Below are 21,830 nucleotides of genomic sequence, written 5' to 3' on the forward strand. Positions count from 1 at the left end.
GCATGAATGCTTTTATTCGAAGTTTTGCCAGCGAGTGGCTGAAACGGAAACGCAGCCTGGCCGCGTGGCTGGTGGTGTGCGGGGCCTTTTTCACCCCGGCCATCATCTTCACCGCCAAGCTCATTCGGCACGGCCACCTGGCGGCTGAAAGTGCCCAGCCTACCTACTGGCAACACCTCTGGAAAAGCGCCTGGGAGTCGATGGCCATTTTCCTGCTGCCGCTGGGCGTGATACTGGCCACCAGCCTCATCACCCAGCTGGAATACAAGAACAACAGTTGGAAGCTGCTGCACACCACGCCCCAACGCTACAGCGTCATTTTCGGGGCCAAGCTGGCGGTTGTCCTCGTCATGATGGGGCAGTTTCTGCTGCTTTTCAACGTGGGCATTTACCTGGCGGGGGTGCTGCCTGGCCTGCTGCTCGGGGTGCCTTATCCAGCCGCCCCCATTCCGTACGCCGCCTTTCTGTCCGACGATGGGCGCTACTTGGTGGCCTGCCTGCCCATTGTGGCGCTGCAATACCTGATTAGTCTGCGGTTTCGCAACTTCCTGGTGCCGGTGGGCGGCGGGCTAGCCCTCTGGATACTGTCGGTGGCGGTGCTCAGCTGGCAGTATGGCTACCTGATTCCGTACACCTACTGTAGCTTCACCTTTCTGCAGGGCCAGCCCCGGTTTGCGCAGCCGGTCGCGCTGCTACCTTGGGCGGTGGGGTACTTTCTGCTCTTCACGGGTGCGGCCTACGGGCTGTATGTGCAGCAACGCGAAAAAGGCTGATGAGACGATTCGTAATCTGGACGGTACACGTGGGCTACTGGGCGCTGCTGGGGCTCGGGCTGCTCACGCTCTACTTCTTCGCGGTGTACGTGCCGGCGCACGCCCGGCCGGTGGCGGCGCCCATTGGCAGCCTGTGGGCCTGGCTGCGGCTGATGGCGGGATTTGCTGTGCTGCCGGGGCTGCTGTCGTTTTACGTTTCGTATTCGGTGCTTTTTACTTGGTTTCTTAGCCGGCGGCAGTTTGGCCGGTTTTTGCTGGCGGGCGGGCTGACGGCGCTGCTGGCGGCCGGGGCAGGGGCGGGGCTCGCCTCGCTGCCAGCATTTTTTGGCCCGGCCTACCTGTTTGGCGATGGGTACGCGTCGGCCCTGGGAATCCTGCTGCTGATGACCCTGCTGGCCTGGCTGCACGGCCTTGGCGGGGCCCTTATTCGGGGTGGGTTGACCTGGTATCAGGACATCCGGCTGAAAGAAGCCCTGCACCGCCAGAACCTGGAAACTGAGCTGGCGCTGGTCAAGGCCCAAATCGACCCGCACTTCCTGTTCAATACCCTGAACAACATCGACGTGCTCATTACCAAGGACGCGGCCACGGCTTCTACCTACCTCAACAAGCTTTCCGGCATCCTGCGCGTGCTGCTCTACGAAACCCGGAAGGAGCGCATCAGCCTCGACCGGGAAATCACCTACCTGCAGCAGTACGTCGACCTGCAGAAAATCCGCACGGCCAACGCGGGCTACGTGCAGATGCAGGTGAAAGGGCCGGCGGCCGGGCAGGAAATTGCGCCCATGCTGCTGCTGCCATTCATCGAAAACGCCTTCAAGCATACCGACGGCCACAAGGCCAGCAGCCAGATTCGGGTTTGCCTCCAGCTAAGCCCCGGCAAGCTGCGGTTTACCTGTACCAACAACGTGGTGCCGACCCCGACTACCGAAACCGCCGGCGGCTTGGGCAATAACTTGCTGCGCAAGCGGCTGGCGCTGCTCTACCCGGCCGCCCACCAGCTGCACATCCGCCACGATGCGGACTGCTACCGGGTTGAACTCGAACTGAGCCTATGAAGTGCGTCATTATCGAAGATGAGCCGCTGGCCGCCGAGCGGGTGCGGGAGTTTGCCGGCCGGCTGCCCGACCTGACCATAGCTGCCACATTCGACAACGCCGTGCCAGCCCTCCGTTACCTGCTGGCTACCCCGGTGGACCTCCTTTTTCTCGACCTGCACCTCGGCGAGCTGTCGGGCATTCAGCTGCTGGAGTTGCTACGTCCCGATTGCGCCGTCATCATCCTCACAGCCTACGAGCAGCATGCCCTCAAAGGCCACGAGCTGAATGTGACGGACTACCTGCTCAAACCCTTCACCTTCGAGCGGTTCGCGCAGGCCGTGGAGCGGGCCCGCCGGCAGCGGCTGCCACCGCCAGAGCCGTCGTTTTTGTTCATCAAAACCCAGTACCGGCTGGAGCGGGTGCTGTTCGAGGAGTTGCTGTACATCGAAGGCGCGCGGGACTACCGCCGGCTGCACACCACCGTCGGCGCGCTCAAAACCCTCGAAACCTTCGGAGAACTGGAAAAGAAGCTGCCGGTCGCGCAGTTCGTCAGGGTGCATAAGTCCTACCTCGTGGCCTTGGCCAAAATCGAGTCGCTGGAGCGGGACGTGTTGCGCCTTGCAGGCCGCCGGATACCCGTGTCGGAGACATACAAAAAGCAATTAATCAGCAGAATGAACATGCGGTAAATGGTAAAGCAAGGTATTCATCGTCTCAAAAAGAAACCTACAACACTAGCATGAAAAAAGCCTTCCTTCTCGCCCTCCTGTTGTGCCTAATGCGGCCAGCGGCCCGCGCGCAAAACCCCGTTTCCTATCCTGCGGACACGCTTATCTCCAAGCCGGAGCTCAACTTCGAAGTGCTGTGGCATACGTTTGAAGACAACTACGCCTTTTTCCAGCTGCGCGGCATCGACTGGCATCAAACATACCGGCGCTACCGGCCCCGGGTCAGCGCCCGCACCTCGCCCGATTCGTTGTATGCCGTGTTTTCGGCCATGCTGGCCCCGTTTCAGGACAACCACATCAACGTGATTATGCCTGGCGTGAAGCAGTTCAAGTCGGTGAAGCCCTCGCAGTTTGCACAGGAGTTTCCGACCGACAGCCTGCGCGACCGGTTTTGGGCGCTGGTTGACCAGACTCTGGCCCGTCAGGGTTTCGGACCGATGCAGACGCTGGGGCCCGAGTTCCGCGGCCAGCCGCTGTTTCGCTACACCGTATCGCCGAAAGTGGCGTACCTGCGCTTCAACCGCTGTTTTGTGGACCCGGATGCCGACAACAAGGTGGATGCCGTGGCATTGGGCAAGCTGCTGGATACCCTGTTTCCAAAGCTGAATAAGGCACAGAGCCTGCTCATCGATGTGCGCGACAACATCGGCGGCAACGACGAGTTCGGCTTTGAGCTAGCCGGCCGCTTCACGGGCCAGAAAGTGAAAGCCATGTACAAGCAGACCCGCAAGCGCGGCGGTGGCTACGAGGAACTGGAAGCGCCTGAAACCTGGTACATCGAGCCGCGCGGCCCGGTCCCCTACGCCGGACCGGTCGTGCTGCTAACCAACGACAAAACCGTCAGCGCCGGCGACGTATTTGCTCTGATTATGAAAGAACTGCCGCGTACGCAGCTCATCGGCGAGAACACGCGCGGTATCTATTCGGATATGTACGGCTTCACGCTGCCCAACAAGTGGCTGATTTCGCTCTCCAACCAGCGCTATTACAATGCCCAAAAGGTTTGCTACGAGGGCACCGGCACCCCGGTCGACGTGACCGTAAAAAACACCCGCCAGGATTTGACGCGCGGTGCAGACCCCGTGGTGACGCGGGCCTTGGCCGAGTTGAAGAAACGGCCTGCGACTCGGTACTAAGCTAGGTATTGCTTGCTCAACACACTTTTAATAAGCAGTTTCCTTATTTGGTCGTGACTGCTGGCGCTGCATTCCACTGTACACGGGCAGCCGCAGCCGCTAGGTCGTTCAATCAGCACGGGCATAGTGGAAACATGGCTTATGCTCGTCAAATGCGCTTTTAGAGCCAATGTTCCAGACAGTATTTAATGGAATTAAAATTATGATTATCAAATTAATGTGAATGGATTAATTGGTTGGGCTTGAAAAATAAAATTATTTTTCTGGTTGGCGTTGGGGTAAGCAGGGAGTGGGGGGCTTTACAACAAGCGGCCTTCGATAAGCGCCATTTGTAACGCCAAGGCAGGCCATTCGGGTCTGCCCATTTCCTACCCAACATGAAAAATAAGACAAGTGCATCGCCCCGTCGTTGGTATCATCCGACGGGTGGGCTGCTGGTATGCGCGCTCCTGCTTCTGGGCGCGCCGGGTGTTTGGGGCCAGCGTCTGCCCTCGTTTCCGGGGGCCGAAGGGGCGGGCAAGTATGTAACCGGCGGCCGGGGTACACCCGCCGTGCCCACCACTGTGTTTGAGGTGACGAGCCTGGCCGATACCAACATGCCGGGCACGCTGCGCTACGCCCTGACCGCCACGGCGGCGGCCCGCACCATCGTGTTTCGGGTGTGCGGCACCATTCACCTCACCTCGCGGCTCGGCATCACGCGGCCCAATACCACCATTGCGGGCCAGACGGCCCCCGGCGACGGCATTTGCCTGGCTGACTACCCGGTGGCCATAGGCACCGACAACGTGGTGGTGCGCTTTCTGCGCTTCCGCATGGGCGACAAAAACCAGCAGGTGCTGGATGCCAGCGGCAACCCCATCCTGGGCAGCGGCGGCGATGATGCCTTTGGCAGCATAAACCACAGCAATATCATCATCGACCACTGCACCATGAGCTGGAGCGACGACGAGGCCTTCACCTTTTACGGCGCCACCACCGACTCGATGACGCTGCAGTGGAACCTGATTTCGGAGCCGCTCAACTACTCGTACCACGTAGAAGTGGCAGGCGGCGGCTACGTGAACCACGGCTACGGCGGCATCTGGGGCGGGCGCTACGCCTCCTTTCACCACAACCTGTTTGCCCACTGCTACAGCCGCACGCCGCGCTGGAACGGCGCCCGCTACGGGGTGCCCATCGGCTCGGAAAACTGTGATTTCCGCAACAACGTCGTCTACAACTGGGGCATCAACAACACCTATGGCGGTGAGGGCGGCAACTACAACATGGTGAACAACTACTACAAGTGGGGCCCCAACAGCAGCTCGCGCACCCGCATTTTCAACCCGGACAACCAAACCACGGCCCCCGCCATCCCCTTCCCCCGGGTCTACCTGACGGGCAACTACCTCGACGGCTCGGCCGCCATTACGGCCCATAACTGGAAGGGCGTGGTGATGGGCAGCGGCATCGCCGCCGATACCGTGCTATCGAAGGTGAATACGCCGTTCTCCTTTTTGCCCATCACCACCCAAACGGCCCCCGCCGCCTACAACTCGGTGCTGCAATATGTTGGCTGCGTGCTGCCGGCGCGCGATGCCCTGGACCAGCGCATCATCAACGACGTTCAGAACCGCACCGGCAGCATCATCGACGTGCAGGGCAGCTTTCCGCACGGCACGCCTTACAGCACTTCGCAGGCAGCTTGGCCGGTGCTGGCCTGCGGCCCCGCCCCCGTCGACTCGGACCACGACGGCATGACCGACGCCTACGAAACCGCCCACGGCCTGAACCCCAACAGTCCCACCGACCGCTACGCCATCGGGCCCGGCGGCTATACCAACCTCGAAAATTACCTCAACGGCCTGGCCGCGGCCGTGGTGCTGGGCAGCAAAAGCGCCGCCGACGCGGCCGCGCTGAGCGTGTACCCGAACCCCGCTCAAGGGCAATTTACCCTCGCGCACCCCAGCGCCGGCCGCGCCGCCACCATCGAAATCTATTCATTCGACGGCCGCCGCGTGGGCACGGCCACGGTCCAGCCCGGCACCACCCAAACCCAGCTGCCCCTGACGGGCCTGGCCGCCGGCTGCTATCTGGTGCGCTACCAGGATGCCGCCGGCACCCTGACTGTGAAGCTGCTACACGACTAATACTTCTTTTCCGCCTTGCTTCCGAAAGCTGGCTTTCATTTTTCCCACCCTAAAATGTTGTTTATGAGACGTCTGTTTACGGTTTTTCCATCCGCTGTGCTGGCCCGCTTCGGCGCGCTGGTGCTGCTGTTGGCCCTGGCCGCCACGGCCCAGGCCCAGACCTACGACCTGGTAGTGGCCAAGGACGGCACTGGCAATTATACCTCGGTGCAGGCTGCCATCAACGCGGCGCCCACGGGCCGCACCGTGCCCTTCACCATCTTCATCAAGAACGGCAAGTACCGCGAACGGGTGAATATTCCAGCCAACAAGCCTTTCTTGCAGCTCACCGGGGAGAGCGTGGCCAACACCATTATTACCTACGACTTGGCCAATACCCCCGCGTTCCCCGGCAACACATCCACGGTCATCATCAACGCCTCGGACATTACGGCCGTCAACCTCACGTTTGAGAACTCCTACGGCGAGTCGCCGCAGGCGCTGGCCATGTACACCACCGGCGATCGGATTGCCTTCAAGGGCTGCCGCTTCACCGGCGGACAGGACACCATGCAGCTTAATGCCGGCGCGGGCTTGCGCAACTACTTCAAGGACTGCTACATTGATGGCGTCGTGGACTTTATTTTTGGGAGTGCGCGGGGCGTGTTCGAGAACTGCTACATCTACCCCAAAACCCGGCGCAACGGCGGCAACCTCGGCTACATCACTGCCGCCAATACGCAGCAGGGCCAGCCCTACGGCTTCGTGTTTCGCAACTGCACCATCCTCGACAACCGGGGGACGACGACCTACACGCTGGGCCGGCCCTGGCAGAACGACTCGGGCTCGACGCCCACCGACCGCTCGGCCACCAAAGTGGTGTGGCTGAACACCATCATGGGCAACACCATCCGGCCCACCGGCTGGCAGCCCTGGGATGCCGGCACGGTCACCAGCTTCATCACCTACGCCGAATACAAGAGCCGCGACTTCAGCGGCGCCTTGGTGGACGTGAGCCAGCGCCTGCCCTGGACCATTCAGCTCACCGCTGCCGACACGGCCACCTACACCCGCGCCGCCGTGCTGGGCAACTGGAACCCCTGCGCCCTGAGCAGCACGTTCTGCACCAGCGCCCCGGCCCCCATTGTGGTATCCAACTTCTGGGCCCTGAAAGGCTCGGCTACCACACCTTCGACTCTGAACTGGAACCTGAGCTGGCCCGTGGCCGGCGTGCAGTGCCAGCTGATGCGCAGCACCACGCGCCGGGGCGTTTACACGCCGCTTTACTCTTCTACCAATGCCGTGGCCACCAACGTGAACGTCGGCACCACCGACCCCATTCCCGCGCCCGGCACCTCTTACTTCTACTACGTGCAGGCCTCCAAAACCGGCCTGGCCGCGCACATCACCGACACGCTGGAAATATCCAGCACGCCCACTGTCTTCACCACGGGCACTTTGCAGGCGTTTTTGCAAGGCGGCAGCGTGCCCTCGGCGGCCCAAAACCTCCAGGTAAGCGCCGAAAACCTGACCACGGCTACCACCGTGACACCGCCGGCCGGGTTCGAGGTATCGGCCAATGGCACCACTTGGTTTGGCAATGCGGCCCCGCTGGTGGTGGCGCAAAGCAGCGGCAGCATCGCCGCTACCACCATCAGCGTGCGCCTCAATGCCGGCCCGGTGGGCACCTACGCCGGCAACCTGACCTTCACCAGCGCGGGCGCGGCCACGGTGAGCATACCGGTGACCGGACGGAAGCAGGCCACGGTGCTGCCGCAGTCGAACGTGCTGCTGTGGTGGCCGATGGCCCGCACCAACCAGGACAGTGCGGCCGTGCGGCCCGCCGGCGTACAAGTCAGCACGCCCACGTTCCGCAAGTTTCAGCTGTCGAATGGCTCGACGGCGGCCGGGGTGCCGCCCTATTCCAGCCGCTACGGCCAGTCGTTTGCGCCGGACGCCAATGGCGGCTGGACTACCGCCGTGGGCGGCAATGGCGGCAACCTGAACCGCACCTACTACGAGCAGTTCACGGTGGCCCCCAGCGGCACCGGCGCCCTGCGCCTCGACTCCTTGATACTGAACGCCGCCGTGTCGCTTTCGGTGCTGAACACCAAGCTGGCCGTGGTGTGGTCGCGCTCCGGCTTCGCCACCGACTCGGCCGACGTGAGCGGCGGCAAAGGCCCGGGCGGCATCTTGCTGAGCACGGCCAACGGCAGCTTTGCCGCCCCCATTCTCACGACGACAACCAGCGACAACTACCGGCTGGCCCTGGCCGGGGCCACGGGCACCACGCTGGCCGCCGGGCAGCGCCTGACCATTCGGGTATACTTCAGCTGCGGCTCCGGCACCACCAACGGCCGCTTTGCCATGCTGAAAAACGTGCAGGCGAAGGGCGAAGCCAACGTAGTGACGGGCGCACGCGCCGCGGCCGCCAGCCGCTTGCTCCAACTCTATCCCAACCCTGCTACCAGCCAGTGCCTGTTGGTGCACCCTGCCGCCAGCCGCGAAACCACTATTTCGGTGTATTCCTCGATGGGCCAGCGGGTGGCCACCATGCCCTGCGTGCCCGGCACCCAGCAAACCGCGCTCAACCTGTACGGCCTAGCCGCCGGTCACTACCTGGTGCGGTACGTCGGTGCCGAAGGCGCGCTGACGGTGAAGCTATTCCATCAGTAATTTCAGTGTGCCGTTCCGGAAAGCACGGCTCTGTTCTGGCTTACTCGTGTGTATTTCGGTTCGCCATCGCACCTCCCCGGTCACTCAGACCGACGAATCTGACACTCAGCGTGTCAGTACTTGTGGTGATATCTGGGATTCCAGTTGATTAAGCAATCAGATTCAGGGCCACATCCCACAGGCGCTCGGCATTGGCTGCGTCGAGGGCATAGGCTGCCACGCCCTGGTAGTCCGCGGGGCGGCGCAGAACGATTTCGGCCTCGTTGCAGTCCTCGAAGTAGCGCCCGCCAATCCCCGCCAGTAGCGGTGAGGTGGCCAGCAGTATGGTCGTGGCGGCCCCTTGGGCTGAGGTTTTGCGGCGCTCAGGCGGAGTTTTCAGGCCGCCGGTGTGCTTTTGCAGGTTGGTGGCAATGGCCCCGGGGTTGAGGGCATTGGCATAGATGCCGTCCCGGGCCCAGCGGCGGGTCGCCTCCACGGCCAGCAGCGCACAGGCCGTTTTGGACTGTCCGTAGGCTAGGAACGGGTCGTACGGAATAAAGTTGAAGGTCAGGTCGTCGAAGAAAACAGGCGCAAACAGGTTGCTGCTGGAGCTGACCGATACGATGCGGGCACCCTGGGCAGCGGCTAGGGCAGCTTGTAGCCCCACCGTGAGGGCAAAATGGCCCAGGAAGTTGGTCGCAAACTGCATCTCCCAGCCTTCGGGTGTGCGGGTGAGCTCGGGCAGGGCCATAATGCCGGCGTTGTTAATCAGCAGGTGCAGAGGTCCCTGCCAGGCCGCCACAAACGCCTGCACCGAGGTCTGGTTGCTCACGTCCAGGGGCGCGACCCGCACGTTTGGATTGCCGGTCTGAGCCTGAATATCAGCGGCCACGGCCCGCCCGGCCGCCAGGTTTCGAACCGCCAAGGTGACTTCGGCCCCCGCGCCAGCCAGCACCCGCACCGTGTCGATGCCAATGCCCGACGAGCCGCCAGTCACGATAGCCCGTTTCCCTTGGAGACTAATGCCTTGGATGACGTCATCGGCGGATGAAGTGAAGCCGAAAGGTGTTTTGATGCGTTCTTGCATGTCTTTTAAGCAAATGGTGATGGGAGCCAAATGTCTGGCTGCCAATGCACAAAATTCGACCTTTATTCGCCTGTTCGTTTTGCCGTACGGCTCAAAGTCGCTTTCCTAAAAAGCTCACTTCGGCTGGATAGCATCTGCAAGAGGTGAGGCTTAAAAGGCTGGTTTAGTTCAGGGGCAACCTTTGGCGCTGGCTTGGGAAACGGTAGCCCACGGGGCAGGTACTAGTCCAGATTGGGCGCGAGTTGCAAAAAGCACCTAACGGACCGCCACTTGCGTACACTTGTCCTGCAGCCGCACCCAGGTAAGTTCTCCAATGCAGAAAGGCGCGCGCGAAGTCAGCACGATTTCCACCGTTACATTAGTGGAGTCGCTTTTTTCGATGTATCCCACGGTACCATTGGCCATACGTGCCGGCGGGGCGGTAGCCCAGACGCGCACCGAATCGCCAGTATGAATACTTGTATACCAGTCAGCGGGCAAGAGCAGCAAAACAACGAGGTAGCTGTGCCGTGAAATGGTGGTCACTGGGGTGAGGGGGCTGATATACTGGCCGATGCTTAATAAGTTGGGGCCTAAAAAACCTGCCCGCGGGGCCGTAACGAAAGTATGATTGCTAAGCGTCACCAATAGCTGGCCCTGCCGAGCGTAGTCGCCCTGCGAGAAAAACAAGTTCTTCACTCTCCCCGACGTTCGGGCCAGTAGTGGGAGGTCCCCGCCCGCGCCAACAACCCCGTTCGCTACCAAAAACGTAGAGTCCAGCCATACCGCCTCCCGTTGGAGAGGCTGCAAGTGTTGCCCTACGTTTGAAGAGGACGCCTTTCTAACGCTCCCCATCCAAACCAATCCGCTGGCGGCCAACAGCCCTAATCCAGCACCGATAAGCCAGCGCGTTTTCATTGATGAAAAGTGATTACTATTGCCCCACAAGGATGAGTTTGGAGAAGGTCATTCTAGGCTGGTTTTCAGCCAAAGCGTTGCCTGCAAGCCAACGGTCAGCCATTTCTGACCAGAATAGGCGGGTTAGCGCTTGGATAGCTGTTGGGCCGAGAGCTTCTCCGTAGCGGAAATAATGAAGTCGGCCACCTTTTTTGGCTGCGACAGCATCGATACGTGGCTGGACTTGAGCACCAGGGTAGTCGCGTGCATTCGCTTAGCCGCCACTTTTTCCAGGTCCGGATTAATCATCCGGTCTTCGCCAGCGACAATAAACCAGGTGGGCCTGGTCTTCCAGGCTGCCTTCGTGACCTTTTCATCCGGGCATTGCTTGGCCCAACCCCCTTGCACGCTGTACATGACCTTGGTCTGCAGCGGCGGCAGGTCCTGGGCAAAATCTTCCGTAAAGCCTTTCTGACTTAGAACAAGGAATCCAGACGCATCTGGCTTGTATTCGGCTGGGCCGGGCGCTGTTGGGCCTTCTTTGGCCATGTCCGATAGCGACTGCCCGGCGTCGGGCGCCAAGGCCGAAAGGTACATGAGCCCGGCTACCTTGGGGTCGTTGCCTGCTTCGGTGATGACCACGCCGGCCCAGGAGTGTCCCACTAGCAGCACAGGGCCATGCAGCATGGCAATGGCACGTTTGGTGGCCGCTACGTCGTCCGCCAGTGAAGTCAGCGGATTCTGAACGGAAATGACGGTGAGCCCCTTGGCCTGCAACATCGGGATGACCTTTTCCCAGCTCGACCCATCGGCCGAAGCGCCGTGCACCAGGACTACGTTTTTCACGCCTTGCGAAGCCGTTTTGAGGTGTGCTGGGTTGAGGGGAGTAAAAGACAGCAGGGCTGCCGCTAGTGCGCTAAGCGCAACAGTATGAAAATGGTGCATAAGAAAAATGGTTAGGAAGGTGGTTCGGGCATAGGTCGCCGTGAGCAAGCAAACCGGCCGCCTGTAATGCAATTGCCTGGGCACAACTACTCATTTCCATGACTGGGGTGACCAGCTTGGGAAGTATGCCGCAGGAGGAATGATGGCCTCTATGGCCTCGAACACCTAATGATGGGAAACGGGAGCGCCTTTTTGCTCGGGCACCACAAACGAAATGGCTTTGCGGTCGATGATGTGGTGAGTAGGGTCCGCTAGCTCAATCAGGATGCGATGGGGGCCGGGAGGAAAGCCATTCAGGATGAGCGGCTCCCCGCTGGCATCGGCCCAGTGCCAGGGGGCATCGTCGATGGTCACGTGAATGTGGCCGATGCGCGGAGATACATCCAGTGCCGCCGGTCCGTACACGGGCACAATGCGCAGGTTATCGGTACGGTACTGCACCACTACCCGGCCCAGCGCCAACGGCTCGGGCAGGGGAGGGTCGACGTACAGCTTGGGCGGCGGCTCCGAGGTCAGCGGTACAACGGCGGGCGCTCCCAGAATGTCGCGGGCCGAGGGTTGGGCAGCGGCCTGCAACGCCGCACCTGCAATCAGGCAGGAAAGAAGCAGAAAATACGTGAGTGGGTGTGCCATCATGGTTGGGATTGGGGGTTAGAGTGAAGCTGTGAGCTTGCTCCGGCAGCAGGTGAATGCACCGCGCTGGCGAAGCCCGTTTGGTTAGTGCCACTGGTACGCGGCCTGCACTAGCTGGCGGGAGTTGCCGCACGCCGGCGGCAGCTTTCTGGTGAGAAAGTCATCCATCAGGCGGGCAACGGTCGCGTGGTCTTCTTCCAGCACAAAGTGGCCCGTGTTGAGCAGGTGGAGTTCCGCATGAAGCAAATCCCGCAGATAGGGACGAGCACCAGCCGGAGGGAAAACCCGGTCATTCCGACCCCAGACAATGAGCATGGGGGGCTGATGCTGGCGGAAGTACGCCTGCCAAGCCGGGTACAGCGGGGGAGTGGACCGGTACGACGTAAAGAGCTGAAACTGCACAGCATCGTGGCCAGGGCGGGTGAGCAGGGCTTGGTCCATGGTCCAGGTATCGGGACTTAGGTTTTCCGCGTTCCGCGCCCCATTGGCGTAGCGCCAGTAGGTTTTCCCGAACGTACACAGTTCCCCTGGCTTGAACTCATCGGCTGGGGCTTGGTTGCTTTTCCAGTACACGGGGTCCCAGAAGGTTTCCAAGCCTTCGTAGGCGTTGCCGTTTTGTACAATTAGTGCATCAATCCACTCCGGATGGTTGGCCGCAATTCGAAACCCAATCGGGGCCCCGTAGTCCATGACGTAGACGCTCATGCGCGTCAGCCCCAGCACTCCAATGAAGTCTTCCATCACGTTGGCCAGGTTATCGAAACTGTATTCAAACTCGGTTACGCTAGGAAAACTGCTCTGCCCAAAGCCGGGGTAGTCCGGCGCCACGAGGTAGTAGTGGTCTTCCAAATCCCGCATCAGGTCCCGAAAAAGGAAAGAAGAGGTGGGGAAACCATGCAGCAGCAGAATGGCGGGATTGGCCGGGTTGCCAGCCTGACGGTAAAAGATATCCAGGTCGTTAACTCGGGCTTTTTTGAATTTCATAGGAGTAGCACTTGAGAAGACGTAGGGCCGAAGCTGCCATGCACAACGAGGCCCTTTGGAGTAGGCTGGCGCGTCGCAGTCGCCAGCCTACTATGGACATTTTCAGTGTTTCAAAGCCAAACTTCAGGTAGCGCTACCCCAGGTACTGCTTAAGCTGGGCGGCGGCGTGGAGAAAGAGCGAGCGTGTGGCCGGGACCTGGGCCATGCCGTTGAGCAGGCCGAAGTCGTGAATCACGCCGTTGTAGCGGATGCAGGTGGCCGGCACGCCAGCTTCGCGTAGCTTGCGGCCGTAGGCCTCGCCCTCGTCGCGCAAAATGTCGTTTTCGGCCACCTGAATCAGGGCCGGGGGCAGGCCTTGCAGTTGGGCCAGCGTAGCACGCAGGGGTGAGGCGTGGATGTCAGTCCGCTTTTTGGGGTCTTTGATATACATGTCGTACATCCACTTCATGGTCGGTGTAGTCAGGAAGCGGTCGGCCCCGAAGCGTTGGTAGGACTCGGTGGTGAAGTCGGCGTCGACGATGGGCCACATCATAATTTGGAGCTTGATGTGAGGGCCTCCTTTTTCCTTGGCCTGCAGGCAGGTCACGGCCGTCATGTTGCCGCCCACACTGTTGCCCACTACGGCCAGGTTCTGCCCGTCGACGGTGATTTCCGCCCCGTGGGCGGCTACCCACTTGGTGGCGGCGTAAATCTGGTGGATGGCTGTGGGGAATGCTGCATCTGGGGTGCGGGTGTAATCGACGAATACGGCCACGTAGCCCGAGGCCACAACTAGGTCGCGCACGATGCGCTGGTGGGTGGGGAAGTCGCCGAGGACCCAGCCCCCGCCGTGGATGAACATAAACACGGGCAGCACCGTGGCGGCCGTGCCGCTGGGCCGCACGATGTGCAGCGGCACGGTCAGGCCGTCCTGCTCAATGGTGCGTTGCGTGACCTCGATACCGGAGAGGTCGACCGGGACGGACGCCTGGGCGTCGACCAGTACTTGCCGGGCTTGCGCAGCGGAAAGGGTTTCCAGACCGGGGCCGCCGGTATTGAGGCCTTTGAGAAAGGTGCGCACCTCGGGGTCCAAGTGTGGGTCGGTGGCAAAATCCACGACGGTGATGGGCGGCTGGGCAGCGGGTGTCAGGGTGTCGGAAGTGTTCATGGAAAAAGGGGGTAAGTGATGAGGAAATAGTTCAGCGAAAGAGAAAAAGGGGACGCTGCCGGCTAGCAGGCCCAATGAGCCAATAAAGCGGCGGCGCGAAACGGAATCAGTAGGCGGAGGGTCCATGGCAACGGTGTTATGAGTGAAAAGCATTTGATAAACAGTGGGTCAGCTCCCGATGCAATGGGTTTCGGAGTGGCAAAAACCGGGCAGTGCTGTAGGAGCTGCAGTGATGGGCCACGTATGAAGCAGCGGCGGACATTCACGTCCGCTGAAGCGCGCATGGAGCTAGGCTGGGTACCGGCGTGGCCCTCGCTTGTCCCACCGACGTTGTCTGCATTTTTGCAGAGAACTGCCGCAGGGGTATGATTAACAGTTGCTTGTAATTAAGCAGCCTCTACTTGTCTCCAGCTAAAATCGAATGAGCTATTGCTGGCTGGTGGAGCGGTGCCCCACACCAGCGTATTTAGGATGCCTGGTTCCTGATGTAAAATTGGCGCCCGCCGCAGCCGATAGAAATGGATAATTAGTGCTTTTGCCTAGACAATTAGGATGCTTCTTCAACCTCGCAAACGGTCCGGCTTGGACAGACCTTTTGGCCTCCTGCTGAATAGCCAGCCTATTTTATGGTATGGTATTGTCGAGCAGCTACCGGTTTCTCCAATCTATTGGACTTGCTCCAAAGCATGCTCCATTGAAATGGAGTTGACCATCCGATGTGCAGCTTTCAGGCAAGATGTTCTAACCAAAAATCCCTGCTATTGCCACAGAATGCGCTTCAGCGGTTGGCACAGCCTTACCCAATAATTTGGCACTCTTTTCGGATGATTCCGGCCATAAGATGGCTGGTCTTGGCCGCAGCTTTTTAGCGTACCCGCGTTCCGCGGCTTGCGAAGGCGGTTCGTTCAACTAACAACATGTAGTCTTATGGGAAACGAATTACTCCATTACCAAGCACTAATCATCGGATTCGGCAAAGCTGGCAAAAATTTGGCGGCCTATCTAGCCACGCAGGGTTGGCGGGTAGCACTGGCTGAACAGTCGGCCGAGATGTACGGGGGTACGTGCATCAACATCGCCTGCATTCCTACCAAGTCATTGGTGCACAGCAGCGAAATAGGTGTTCCTTATCCCGAAGCAATTGCCGAGAAAAACCGGCTTACCGGCTTCCTTCGTCAACGCAACCTGGTGGCATTAACGGCCAGTCCGCAGGTGACCTTATACAACGGCCGGGCCTCGTTTGTGTCGCCCAAGCAGGTGCAGATACATCTTAGCGCGACGGGGGGAACGGTGCGGGTCGAAGCCGAACGCATTTTTATCAATACCGGCGCCCAGCCGCGTCTGCCGGCCTTGCCGGGCCTGCGCGGCAACCCGCGGGTGTTCACCAGCACCACCTTGATGGAGCAGACTACGCTCCCCGAGCGCTTGGTCATTCTCGGCGGGGGCTTCATCGGGCTGGAGTTTGCCAGCATTTACGCCCGGTTTGGGGCAGCCGTCACCGTACTGGAAACGGGGCCAACCTTTCTGCCCCGCGAAGACGAGGATTTTGCCGGAGCGGTGCGTACGGTCCTGGACCGGAAAGGAATCCGCATCGAAACCCGCGTGCAGCTGCTGCGAGTAGAGTCTTCGGCCACAGCCGACGAAGTGGTCTACGAAGACGAACATGGGCAAACGCAACGCGTGGCAGCATCGGCCATTTTGGTAGCCACCGGCCGCGAACCCGTAACGGCCGGCCTCAACCTGCCGGCCGCTGGCGTCGTCCAGGACGAGCGTGGGTTCATTTCCGTCAATGAGCGGCTGCAAACCAACGTGCCCCACATCTGGGCGCTCGGCGACGTGAATGGCGGACCGCAATTCACCTACATTTCCCTTGACGACTTCCGCATCGTGCGCGACCAGCTCTTCGGTGCCGGCACGCGCTCGACTGCCGACCGCCGGTTCGTGGCCTCAACGGTTTTCATTACCCCGCCGCTGGCCCATGTGGGCCTGCGGGAAAAAGAGGCGCGGGCGCTGGGCCACGACGTGAAGGTGGCCACGTTGCCGGCCGCGGCCAGCGTGCGGGCGCAGATTCTCCGGCAAACTGAAGGCCTGCTCAAGGCGGTGGTAGAGGTAGGCACGGACCGCATTCTGGGCTGCACGCTGCTCTGCGCCGAAGCCGGCGAGATAATCAACGTGGTGCAGCTAGCCATGCAGGCCGGCCTACCCTACACGGCCCTGCGCGACCACATCTACACCCATCCGTCCATGGCGGAAGTGCTCAACGATTTGTTTGCCAAGGTTTAGCATAGCTGCGTTAGCCCCCTCGCTGCGCGATGATAAAGGCCAGGTAGCTCATTTCACGAGTTTAGCTTTACTTGATTCCCATGCCTTCCAGTTCTCCCCACGCGACGGAATCCACGTTATGGACGCCGTTTACCTACACGCTTTTTCGCGCCATCTGGATTGCCGGGCTGGTGTCCAATGTGGGCACCTGGATGCAGAACGTGGCTGGCGTATGGCTCGTCACCACCCTTACCACTTCAGCCCTGCTCGTGGCCCTGATGCAGACGGCAACTTCACTGCCGGCATTTCTGCTGAGCCTGCCGGCTGGGGTGTTAGCCGATTTGATTGACCGGCGCCAGTTGCTGCTCTATACCCAAGGCTTTATGGCGGTGGTGGCCGTGGGGCTGGGGGTGCTCACCTTCACGGGCAGCATTTCGGCGTTTGGGGTGTTGGGATTTACGTTTTTGCTGGGGATAGGCGCGGCTCTGAACGCGCCCATCTGGCTCACAGTGACCACCGAACTGGTACCTCGTTCTGCACTGCCCTTTGCCATCACGCTCAATGGCGTGAGCAATAATATTGCCCGGGCCATCGGCCCGGCCGTGGGTGGAGCCATCATCGCCTATTATTCACCCGGTTGGGTGTTTTGGCTAAACGGCATTTCCTTTCTGGGCACCTGGGTCGTGGTGTATTACTGGAAGCGCGAACCCACCATCACCAGCGGGCCGGCCGAGCGCTTTATGGGCGCTTTGCAGGCCGGCATCCGCTACGTGCAATACTCTCCCAACATTTATGGGGTGCTGATACGCGCGTTTGCCTTCTCCTTCGGCACCGCTGCCCTGCTGGGATTGATTTCGGTGGTCGTTGCCCGCAAGCTGCACCTGAGCGCGGGCACTTTTGGCGTGATGCTCTCCTGGATGGGAGCAGGGGCCGTCGCGGGAGCCTATTTGCTTGGCCGGGTGGGCGCGCGCCTCACCTTGGACCGCCGGGTGGTGTTGGGTGCCCTGGTCTTTGCTGGTAGCCATTTGGCGCTGGCCCTCATCACCACGGTTTACCTGCTCTACGCCGTCATGTTCGTTTCGGGCATTGCCTGGCTGATGGTGATGACCAGCTTCAATACCATCGTGCAGCTTAACGTGCCCAGGTGGGTTCAGGCCCGGGTAGTCGGCATTTACATGCTCGTTTTTCAGGCCGGCGCGTCACTGGGTAGCCTCGTGTGGGGTGAACTGGCCGACCACCTCAGCATAGATGCATCCCTGCTCATCGCCGCCGGCTGGATGCTGGCCAGTACCGCCCTGGCCCTGCCGTTTCCCATGCGCTCGGGCGAGGGCCTCAACCTAACACCGTCGGAGCACTTTCCCGACCCGTTCACGGGCAGCGGCATCGACCCCGACGACGGCCCGGTAATGGTCCTGATTGAGTACCACGTAGCCCGCGCCGACTGGCACGCTTTCCAAGTGGCGGCGGAGCAGCTTAAGCGGCTGCGGCTGCGCGACGGGGCCTTGCGGGCCGGCTTCTTTTCGGATGTGGTCGAGCCCAGCCGCATCACGGAGTTCTTTTTCGTGCCTACCTGGGGCGAACACGAGCGTCAGCACCACCGCTTCACCAAGGAAGACCAACTGTTGGAAAGCCAGGTTCGGAAGTATCACCGCGGCCCCGACAAACCACGCGTGACCCACCTGCTGGCATTTCCTCCCGCGTCGAACGTGGAAATAGCCGCGCCCCTCTACGCGCTGGAAAGTCAGTGCTAGGGGCGGTTCTGATTTCAATTAGCGTCCTGCCTGCCGCCGTTATTGCTTAAAAGAGAAAGCCGAGGCGCACGAGCAGGGTCTGCTCTTCGGAGGAGATGCCATACATGGCGGCGATGACAACCGGCGGGGTAGGAGCCAGCCACAGGCCCGGCCCGTAGCCGCGATGCCAGGTGCGGGAGGACTCATCCGGTAGCCAGACCCGGCCGACATCGTGAAAAGCGAGCAGCCCGAAAGTGGCCGGCAGCAGATAGGTGCGGAAGTGGCCCAGCTGCAGGCGCGCTTCGGTGTTGTTGTAGGCTCCGTAGCGCCCGGCAAAGCGGGTGCGGCCGTAGCCGCGCAGGTTCTCCATGCCGTCGAGGGTCGCCGCTTGGAAAAATTCGTAATTCTCACCGGTCACCGTGCCCCCAAACCGGGTGGCCAGCGTCAGGCGTAAGGGGAACGCAAAGCTGCGGTACAGCGCCAGCGACGAAGTTAACTGGGTGAGGGGCCGCGACGTGGCTGTCAGTGGGCGCAAGGCCAGTAAGTTCGTTTGCCACTGTACGCCATGCGGCAGTTCGGCAGCCACATCCCGGCTGGCAAACTCATAGCCAAGCTGCAGCCCCAGGTATTGCTTGGTTGCAAAGAGGGCATCCGGGCGCAGGCGTTCGTCGTTGGCTTGCAGAAGAATACGCCCTTCGGTGCCTTCCACCCGCACGTTCTGGTATGCCCCGCCCCCGTAAGCATGGCCGTGCGCGCCCACTGCCCGGCGGAGCAGGACTGCTGCCGCAAGGTTGCGGAAGCGCACGCGGTAGTACAGCGCACTGGTTGGCTCATCGGGCAGTAGCTGGGTGTCGTTGCCCAGCCCGTAAAAGCTGCGCACGTAGTTGGGCGCCTGCACTGTGGCGCGCAACTGCAGGTCAAACGGCCCCACCACCTGCGTCAGCTGTCCTTCGTAGGCGAAGCTAAACGCCCCCGTGCGCAGGGCCAGGTTGCCCCCAAGCCGGTGCGTGGCGGCCCAGGGTTCTTTGCGAAAGCCCGCCCGTTTCAGGAGCAGGCCCACACCCACGAAAAGGCCGTCGTCGCGGTTGTAGCCCCAAGGGTAGAAAGGAGCGGTGTAAGGGTACTGAAAAGCCGACCACACGTATTGATTAACGGTTGGGCTACTGCTTAAGCGCAGCTTCGTGTCGGGACCCTTGGCGGTGGCTGCCAGTCCCGTTGGCGTGTCGTAGGCAGTGACCTTTCGGCGGCCGGCCGTGACATCGGAAGAGTCCTGGAGCGTATCAACCCCTTCGCCGCCCACAATGCGGATGACCGGGCCCCGGTGAACGCGGGCGCTTACGTGAAACAAATCCGCGCCCCCCTGGCCGTAGAGCCTGATTTCCCTGGTTTCGGACGTGATAAACGTGCGGTGGTAGCGGACCGGCCCCCGCTCACCAGTAGAGGTGCGGGCGTACACCGTAACCTGGGTGTGGGCGTCGTCCTGACGCCGCACGTCGAACTCCTCCGGGTCGTCGCTGCCCAGCACGTCCACGGCCTGGGCCAGGAAGCGGTAGTACTCATCAGCCCAAACCGGAAGCCGGACCCGGTGGGCTTGGAGCTTAGCCAGAACTACCGGACCCGACAGCAGCGCGAGGGAATCCGGCCACTGGCGCAGGCCCACCGCCAGCACGCTGTCCGTGAGGCTGGCCTGCACCGAATCCGCCAGGGCCTGCCAGTCGGCGCGGCTCAATTCCGTGAGAAAGCTACGGTCGAAGTAGCGGGCCTGGTAGTTGAAACTGTTGACGTTGCGAAAATCATAGCCAAAGCCTTGAATGCGGGGCAGCAGGTACTCCGCGCTTGCCATGCGGGGCAGCACGCCTTCATTCACAAACAAGGCCTGGTCGCGGTCGCGGGGCAAGGCGCGGAACAACAAGCCGCCCCTGGCCTGGGGATACGCCAGCCAGCGCCACTGGTCCTCGTGCCGGTCCCAGTCGGCTATGACCATATCCAGCAGGCGGGCCCGCAATAATGCCCGTTGGTCGATGCGGTTACGGGCGCTGGCTTGCAGCTGCGCCAGCACGTCGAAGGTGCTGTAGCGCTTGGCCAGGGGCTGGCCGGTGAAGCTGCGTGGCGGCGTGGGGTCGCGGGCTTCGAGCAGGCCCAGCGTACCCGCAAAGTCGCGCCGGTAAATGCCCAGGCGCGGGTCGTCGGGCAGGAGCACCAGTTCGGGATTGGTGTGGGCCACGCCGGCAGCCTCGGCCAGCGGCGGCACGAGCAGCGCCGCATAGGGATGCGCCGCCGAAATCTGGTCCTGCACGATGGTGGCGGCAAACGTGCGGTGCAGAAAATCGGGCACCGACGCATCGGTGTTCTTCTCCACAGACCGCAGCACATATTCGGTCCCCCCGGCCGTCTGCAGGCGCAACGACTTCGTTTGCAATCCACCCCCTGTCTTAACCGGGTACAGGCCGCCGTGGGCGGTGGCCAGGTCCAGGACGGGCACTCGCAGGAATTGCTGCCACTCGCGGCGGTAATTGGCGCCTTGCAGCCACGTTTTCAGCGAGCCCGCGCCGTAAAGGGTGCTGGCGCGTACCAGCGCGGTGGCAGGGTGGGCGGGCCGGGGCAAGCTGTCCGCCGTCTCAGCGCGAGCAATGGTAGGGCCAATCCAGTGCTGCTCGGCAACGACCTGCCCGAGGGGAGCACCGTTGCTGGGTAGCCAGTACGACACGTTTACCTGGCCATTAAGGCCGTAGTCCAGGCGTGTAAATCCATCCTTTTCCTGGTGTACCGTTGTTGGGGTGGGGTGTCCCGGCTCCTGGCGAGGCGCCATGGCGCTACTGACGAAGTAGTGCAGGGTGTTTTCCTCGTCGTAACGGGCCCGGCGGCGGCTTTGCCCGCCGATATACGTCAGCCCGGGGTAGTGTTCCAAGGTGCCCCGCAGCGAGCGGCGCAGCACCTGATAGCTGGGGTTGGGGAGCAGCGGTAGCGACCACGCCGCACGGGCCAGCGACGCCTGGCCCACCAGCAACACGTGTCGCCCCTGGTTGCGGCGCAACATGTCATTGAGCGCGCTCAATACCGAAGCCGGCGTTTGCGCCTCGCACGCCGGGAGCATGGCGGCGGTCCCCGTGGGAGGCCGCAGCCACCAGGCCGTGTTCAGTACCACCAGCGTGTGCTTGGAATTGAGAGCAATTTCGGCCGGGCCCGGACAGCCGACGTCAAGAACCACGGCCCCCGGCCGGCCCGCGGGCGAGGCCAGCAGCTGTACCAGACGGGCATCGTGCGTGGCACTGTAGCCGCCGGGCACGACCACCAACCGCCCGGGGAAGCTGTGCAACTGGGCCAGCAAAGCTGATTGCGCGGCGGAAGCCGGAGCATTGCTTGGCGCCGTTGGCAAAGTTCGACTTAAGTCGTCGAGGATGACCAACGTGCTAGCCCCACCCAACTCATCGGCTTGTTGCCGCACGGTTTGCAAGGTCTGAACCAGTTGTGCGGCCGTGCCCCGTCCGGTGCCCCCCACCACAAAAACGGTGCATTTTGGCTCCGGCTGGGCTGCCGCTGCGTGGGAAAGCAGCCCAAGCAGCCCAAGCAAAATCCCCGTGAAATTGGTGTGGCGTAGCATGGCGGGAAATAAAATAAAAGTCTATTTCACAGGGCTGTTATCGGTTCTTGGCATGGCTGGCGCCGGTTTTCGTAGCATTGAGCAAGCCAGCTTCGGCAAGGCTGGCGAGCGGGGGCTAGACG

15 protein-coding genes are annotated in these 21,830 nt (G+C 61.5%); 8 read left to right on the plus strand and 7 right to left on the minus strand.

Features of this window, described 5'->3' with window-relative positions:
• Positions 1 to 2 precede the first annotated feature (2 nt).
• The 6 genes from J4E00_RS23790 to J4E00_RS23815 all read left to right on the plus strand — a co-directional run bounded on the left by J4E00_RS23790 (position 3) and on the right by J4E00_RS23815 (position 8,464).
• Positions 3 to 773, plus strand: a complete 771-nt coding sequence (locus tag J4E00_RS23790; RefSeq protein WP_208177871.1) for an ABC transporter permease — start codon at positions 3 to 5, stop codon at positions 771 to 773.
• On the plus strand, positions 773 to 1,831 hold the full coding sequence (locus J4E00_RS23795; protein ID WP_208177872.1) for a sensor histidine kinase: 1,059 nt from the start codon (positions 773 to 775) through the stop codon (positions 1,829 to 1,831). Before J4E00_RS23790 ends, J4E00_RS23795 begins: the two co-directional genes overlap by 1 nt.
• Entirely contained in the window at positions 1,828 to 2,502 is a 675-nt protein-coding gene (locus J4E00_RS23800; RefSeq protein WP_208177873.1) for a LytR/AlgR family response regulator transcription factor, read from the plus strand. The genes J4E00_RS23795 and J4E00_RS23800 overlap by 4 nt, the downstream gene beginning before the upstream one ends.
• 50 nt (positions 2,503 to 2,552) lie before the next feature.
• A complete protein-coding gene (locus tag J4E00_RS23805) occupies positions 2,553 to 3,677 on the plus strand; it encodes a S41 family peptidase (RefSeq protein ID WP_208177874.1) in 1,125 nt (374 codons plus the stop codon).
• A 377-nt stretch (positions 3,678 to 4,054) separates the two neighbouring features.
• Positions 4,055 to 5,809, plus strand: a complete 1,755-nt coding sequence (locus tag J4E00_RS23810) for a T9SS type A sorting domain-containing protein (RefSeq protein WP_208177875.1) — start codon at positions 4,055 to 4,057, stop codon at positions 5,807 to 5,809.
• A 63-nt stretch (positions 5,810 to 5,872) separates the two neighbouring features.
• Positions 5,873 to 8,464, plus strand: coding sequence for a pectinesterase family protein (locus J4E00_RS23815; protein WP_208177876.1), 2,592 nt, complete (start codon positions 5,873 to 5,875; stop codon positions 8,462 to 8,464).
• A gap of 148 nt (positions 8,465 to 8,612) precedes the next feature.
• Here J4E00_RS23815 and J4E00_RS23820 read toward each other — a convergent pair whose 3' ends face one another.
• The 6 genes from J4E00_RS23820 to J4E00_RS23845 all read right to left on the minus strand — a co-directional run bounded on the left by J4E00_RS23820 (position 8,613) and on the right by J4E00_RS23845 (position 14,115).
• Positions 8,613 to 9,530, minus strand: a complete 918-nt coding sequence (locus J4E00_RS23820; RefSeq protein WP_208177877.1) for an SDR family NAD(P)-dependent oxidoreductase — start codon at positions 9,528 to 9,530, stop codon at positions 8,613 to 8,615.
• Positions 9,531 to 9,785: 255 nt separating this feature from the next.
• On the minus strand, positions 9,786 to 10,208 hold the full coding sequence (locus J4E00_RS23825) for an HlyD family efflux transporter periplasmic adaptor subunit (RefSeq protein ID WP_208177878.1): 423 nt from the start codon (positions 10,206 to 10,208) through the stop codon (positions 9,786 to 9,788).
• A 342-nt stretch (positions 10,209 to 10,550) separates the two neighbouring features.
• Complete coding sequence (locus J4E00_RS23830; RefSeq protein ID WP_208177879.1) at positions 10,551 to 11,351, minus strand: alpha/beta fold hydrolase; 801 nt, start codon at positions 11,349 to 11,351, stop codon at positions 10,551 to 10,553.
• A gap of 165 nt (positions 11,352 to 11,516) precedes the next feature.
• The gene (locus J4E00_RS23835) at positions 11,517 to 11,987 is read right to left on the minus strand and encodes a DUF6130 family protein (protein WP_236050101.1); all 471 of its coding nucleotides are present in this window, start codon (positions 11,985 to 11,987) and stop codon (positions 11,517 to 11,519) included.
• 81 nt (positions 11,988 to 12,068) lie between these two features.
• On the minus strand, positions 12,069 to 12,968 hold the full coding sequence (locus J4E00_RS23840) for an alpha/beta fold hydrolase (RefSeq protein WP_208177880.1): 900 nt from the start codon (positions 12,966 to 12,968) through the stop codon (positions 12,069 to 12,071).
• A 133-nt stretch (positions 12,969 to 13,101) separates the two neighbouring features.
• Positions 13,102 to 14,115, minus strand: a complete 1,014-nt coding sequence (locus J4E00_RS23845; RefSeq protein WP_208177881.1) for an alpha/beta hydrolase — start codon at positions 14,113 to 14,115, stop codon at positions 13,102 to 13,104.
• Positions 14,116 to 15,042: 927 nt separating this feature from the next.
• Between J4E00_RS23845 and J4E00_RS23850 the strand changes: the two genes are divergently transcribed.
• A complete protein-coding gene (locus J4E00_RS23850; RefSeq protein WP_208177882.1) occupies positions 15,043 to 16,398 on the plus strand; it encodes an FAD-dependent oxidoreductase in 1,356 nt (451 codons plus the stop codon).
• 80 nt (positions 16,399 to 16,478) lie between these two features.
• Positions 16,479 to 18,128 (plus strand): MFS transporter, encoded by a 1,650-nt coding sequence (locus J4E00_RS23855; RefSeq protein ID WP_208177883.1) that lies wholly within the window; start codon positions 16,479 to 16,481, stop codon positions 18,126 to 18,128.
• A gap of 46 nt (positions 18,129 to 18,174) precedes the next feature.
• Here J4E00_RS23855 and J4E00_RS23860 read toward each other — a convergent pair whose 3' ends face one another.
• Positions 18,175 to 21,708, minus strand: a complete 3,534-nt coding sequence (locus tag J4E00_RS23860; protein WP_208177884.1) for a hypothetical protein — start codon at positions 21,706 to 21,708, stop codon at positions 18,175 to 18,177.
• Positions 21,709 to 21,830: the final 122 nt, after the last annotated feature.

The organism is Hymenobacter negativus (genome assembly GCF_017571495.1).
GTDB lineage: Bacteria > Bacteroidota > Bacteroidia > Cytophagales > Hymenobacteraceae > Hymenobacter > Hymenobacter negativus.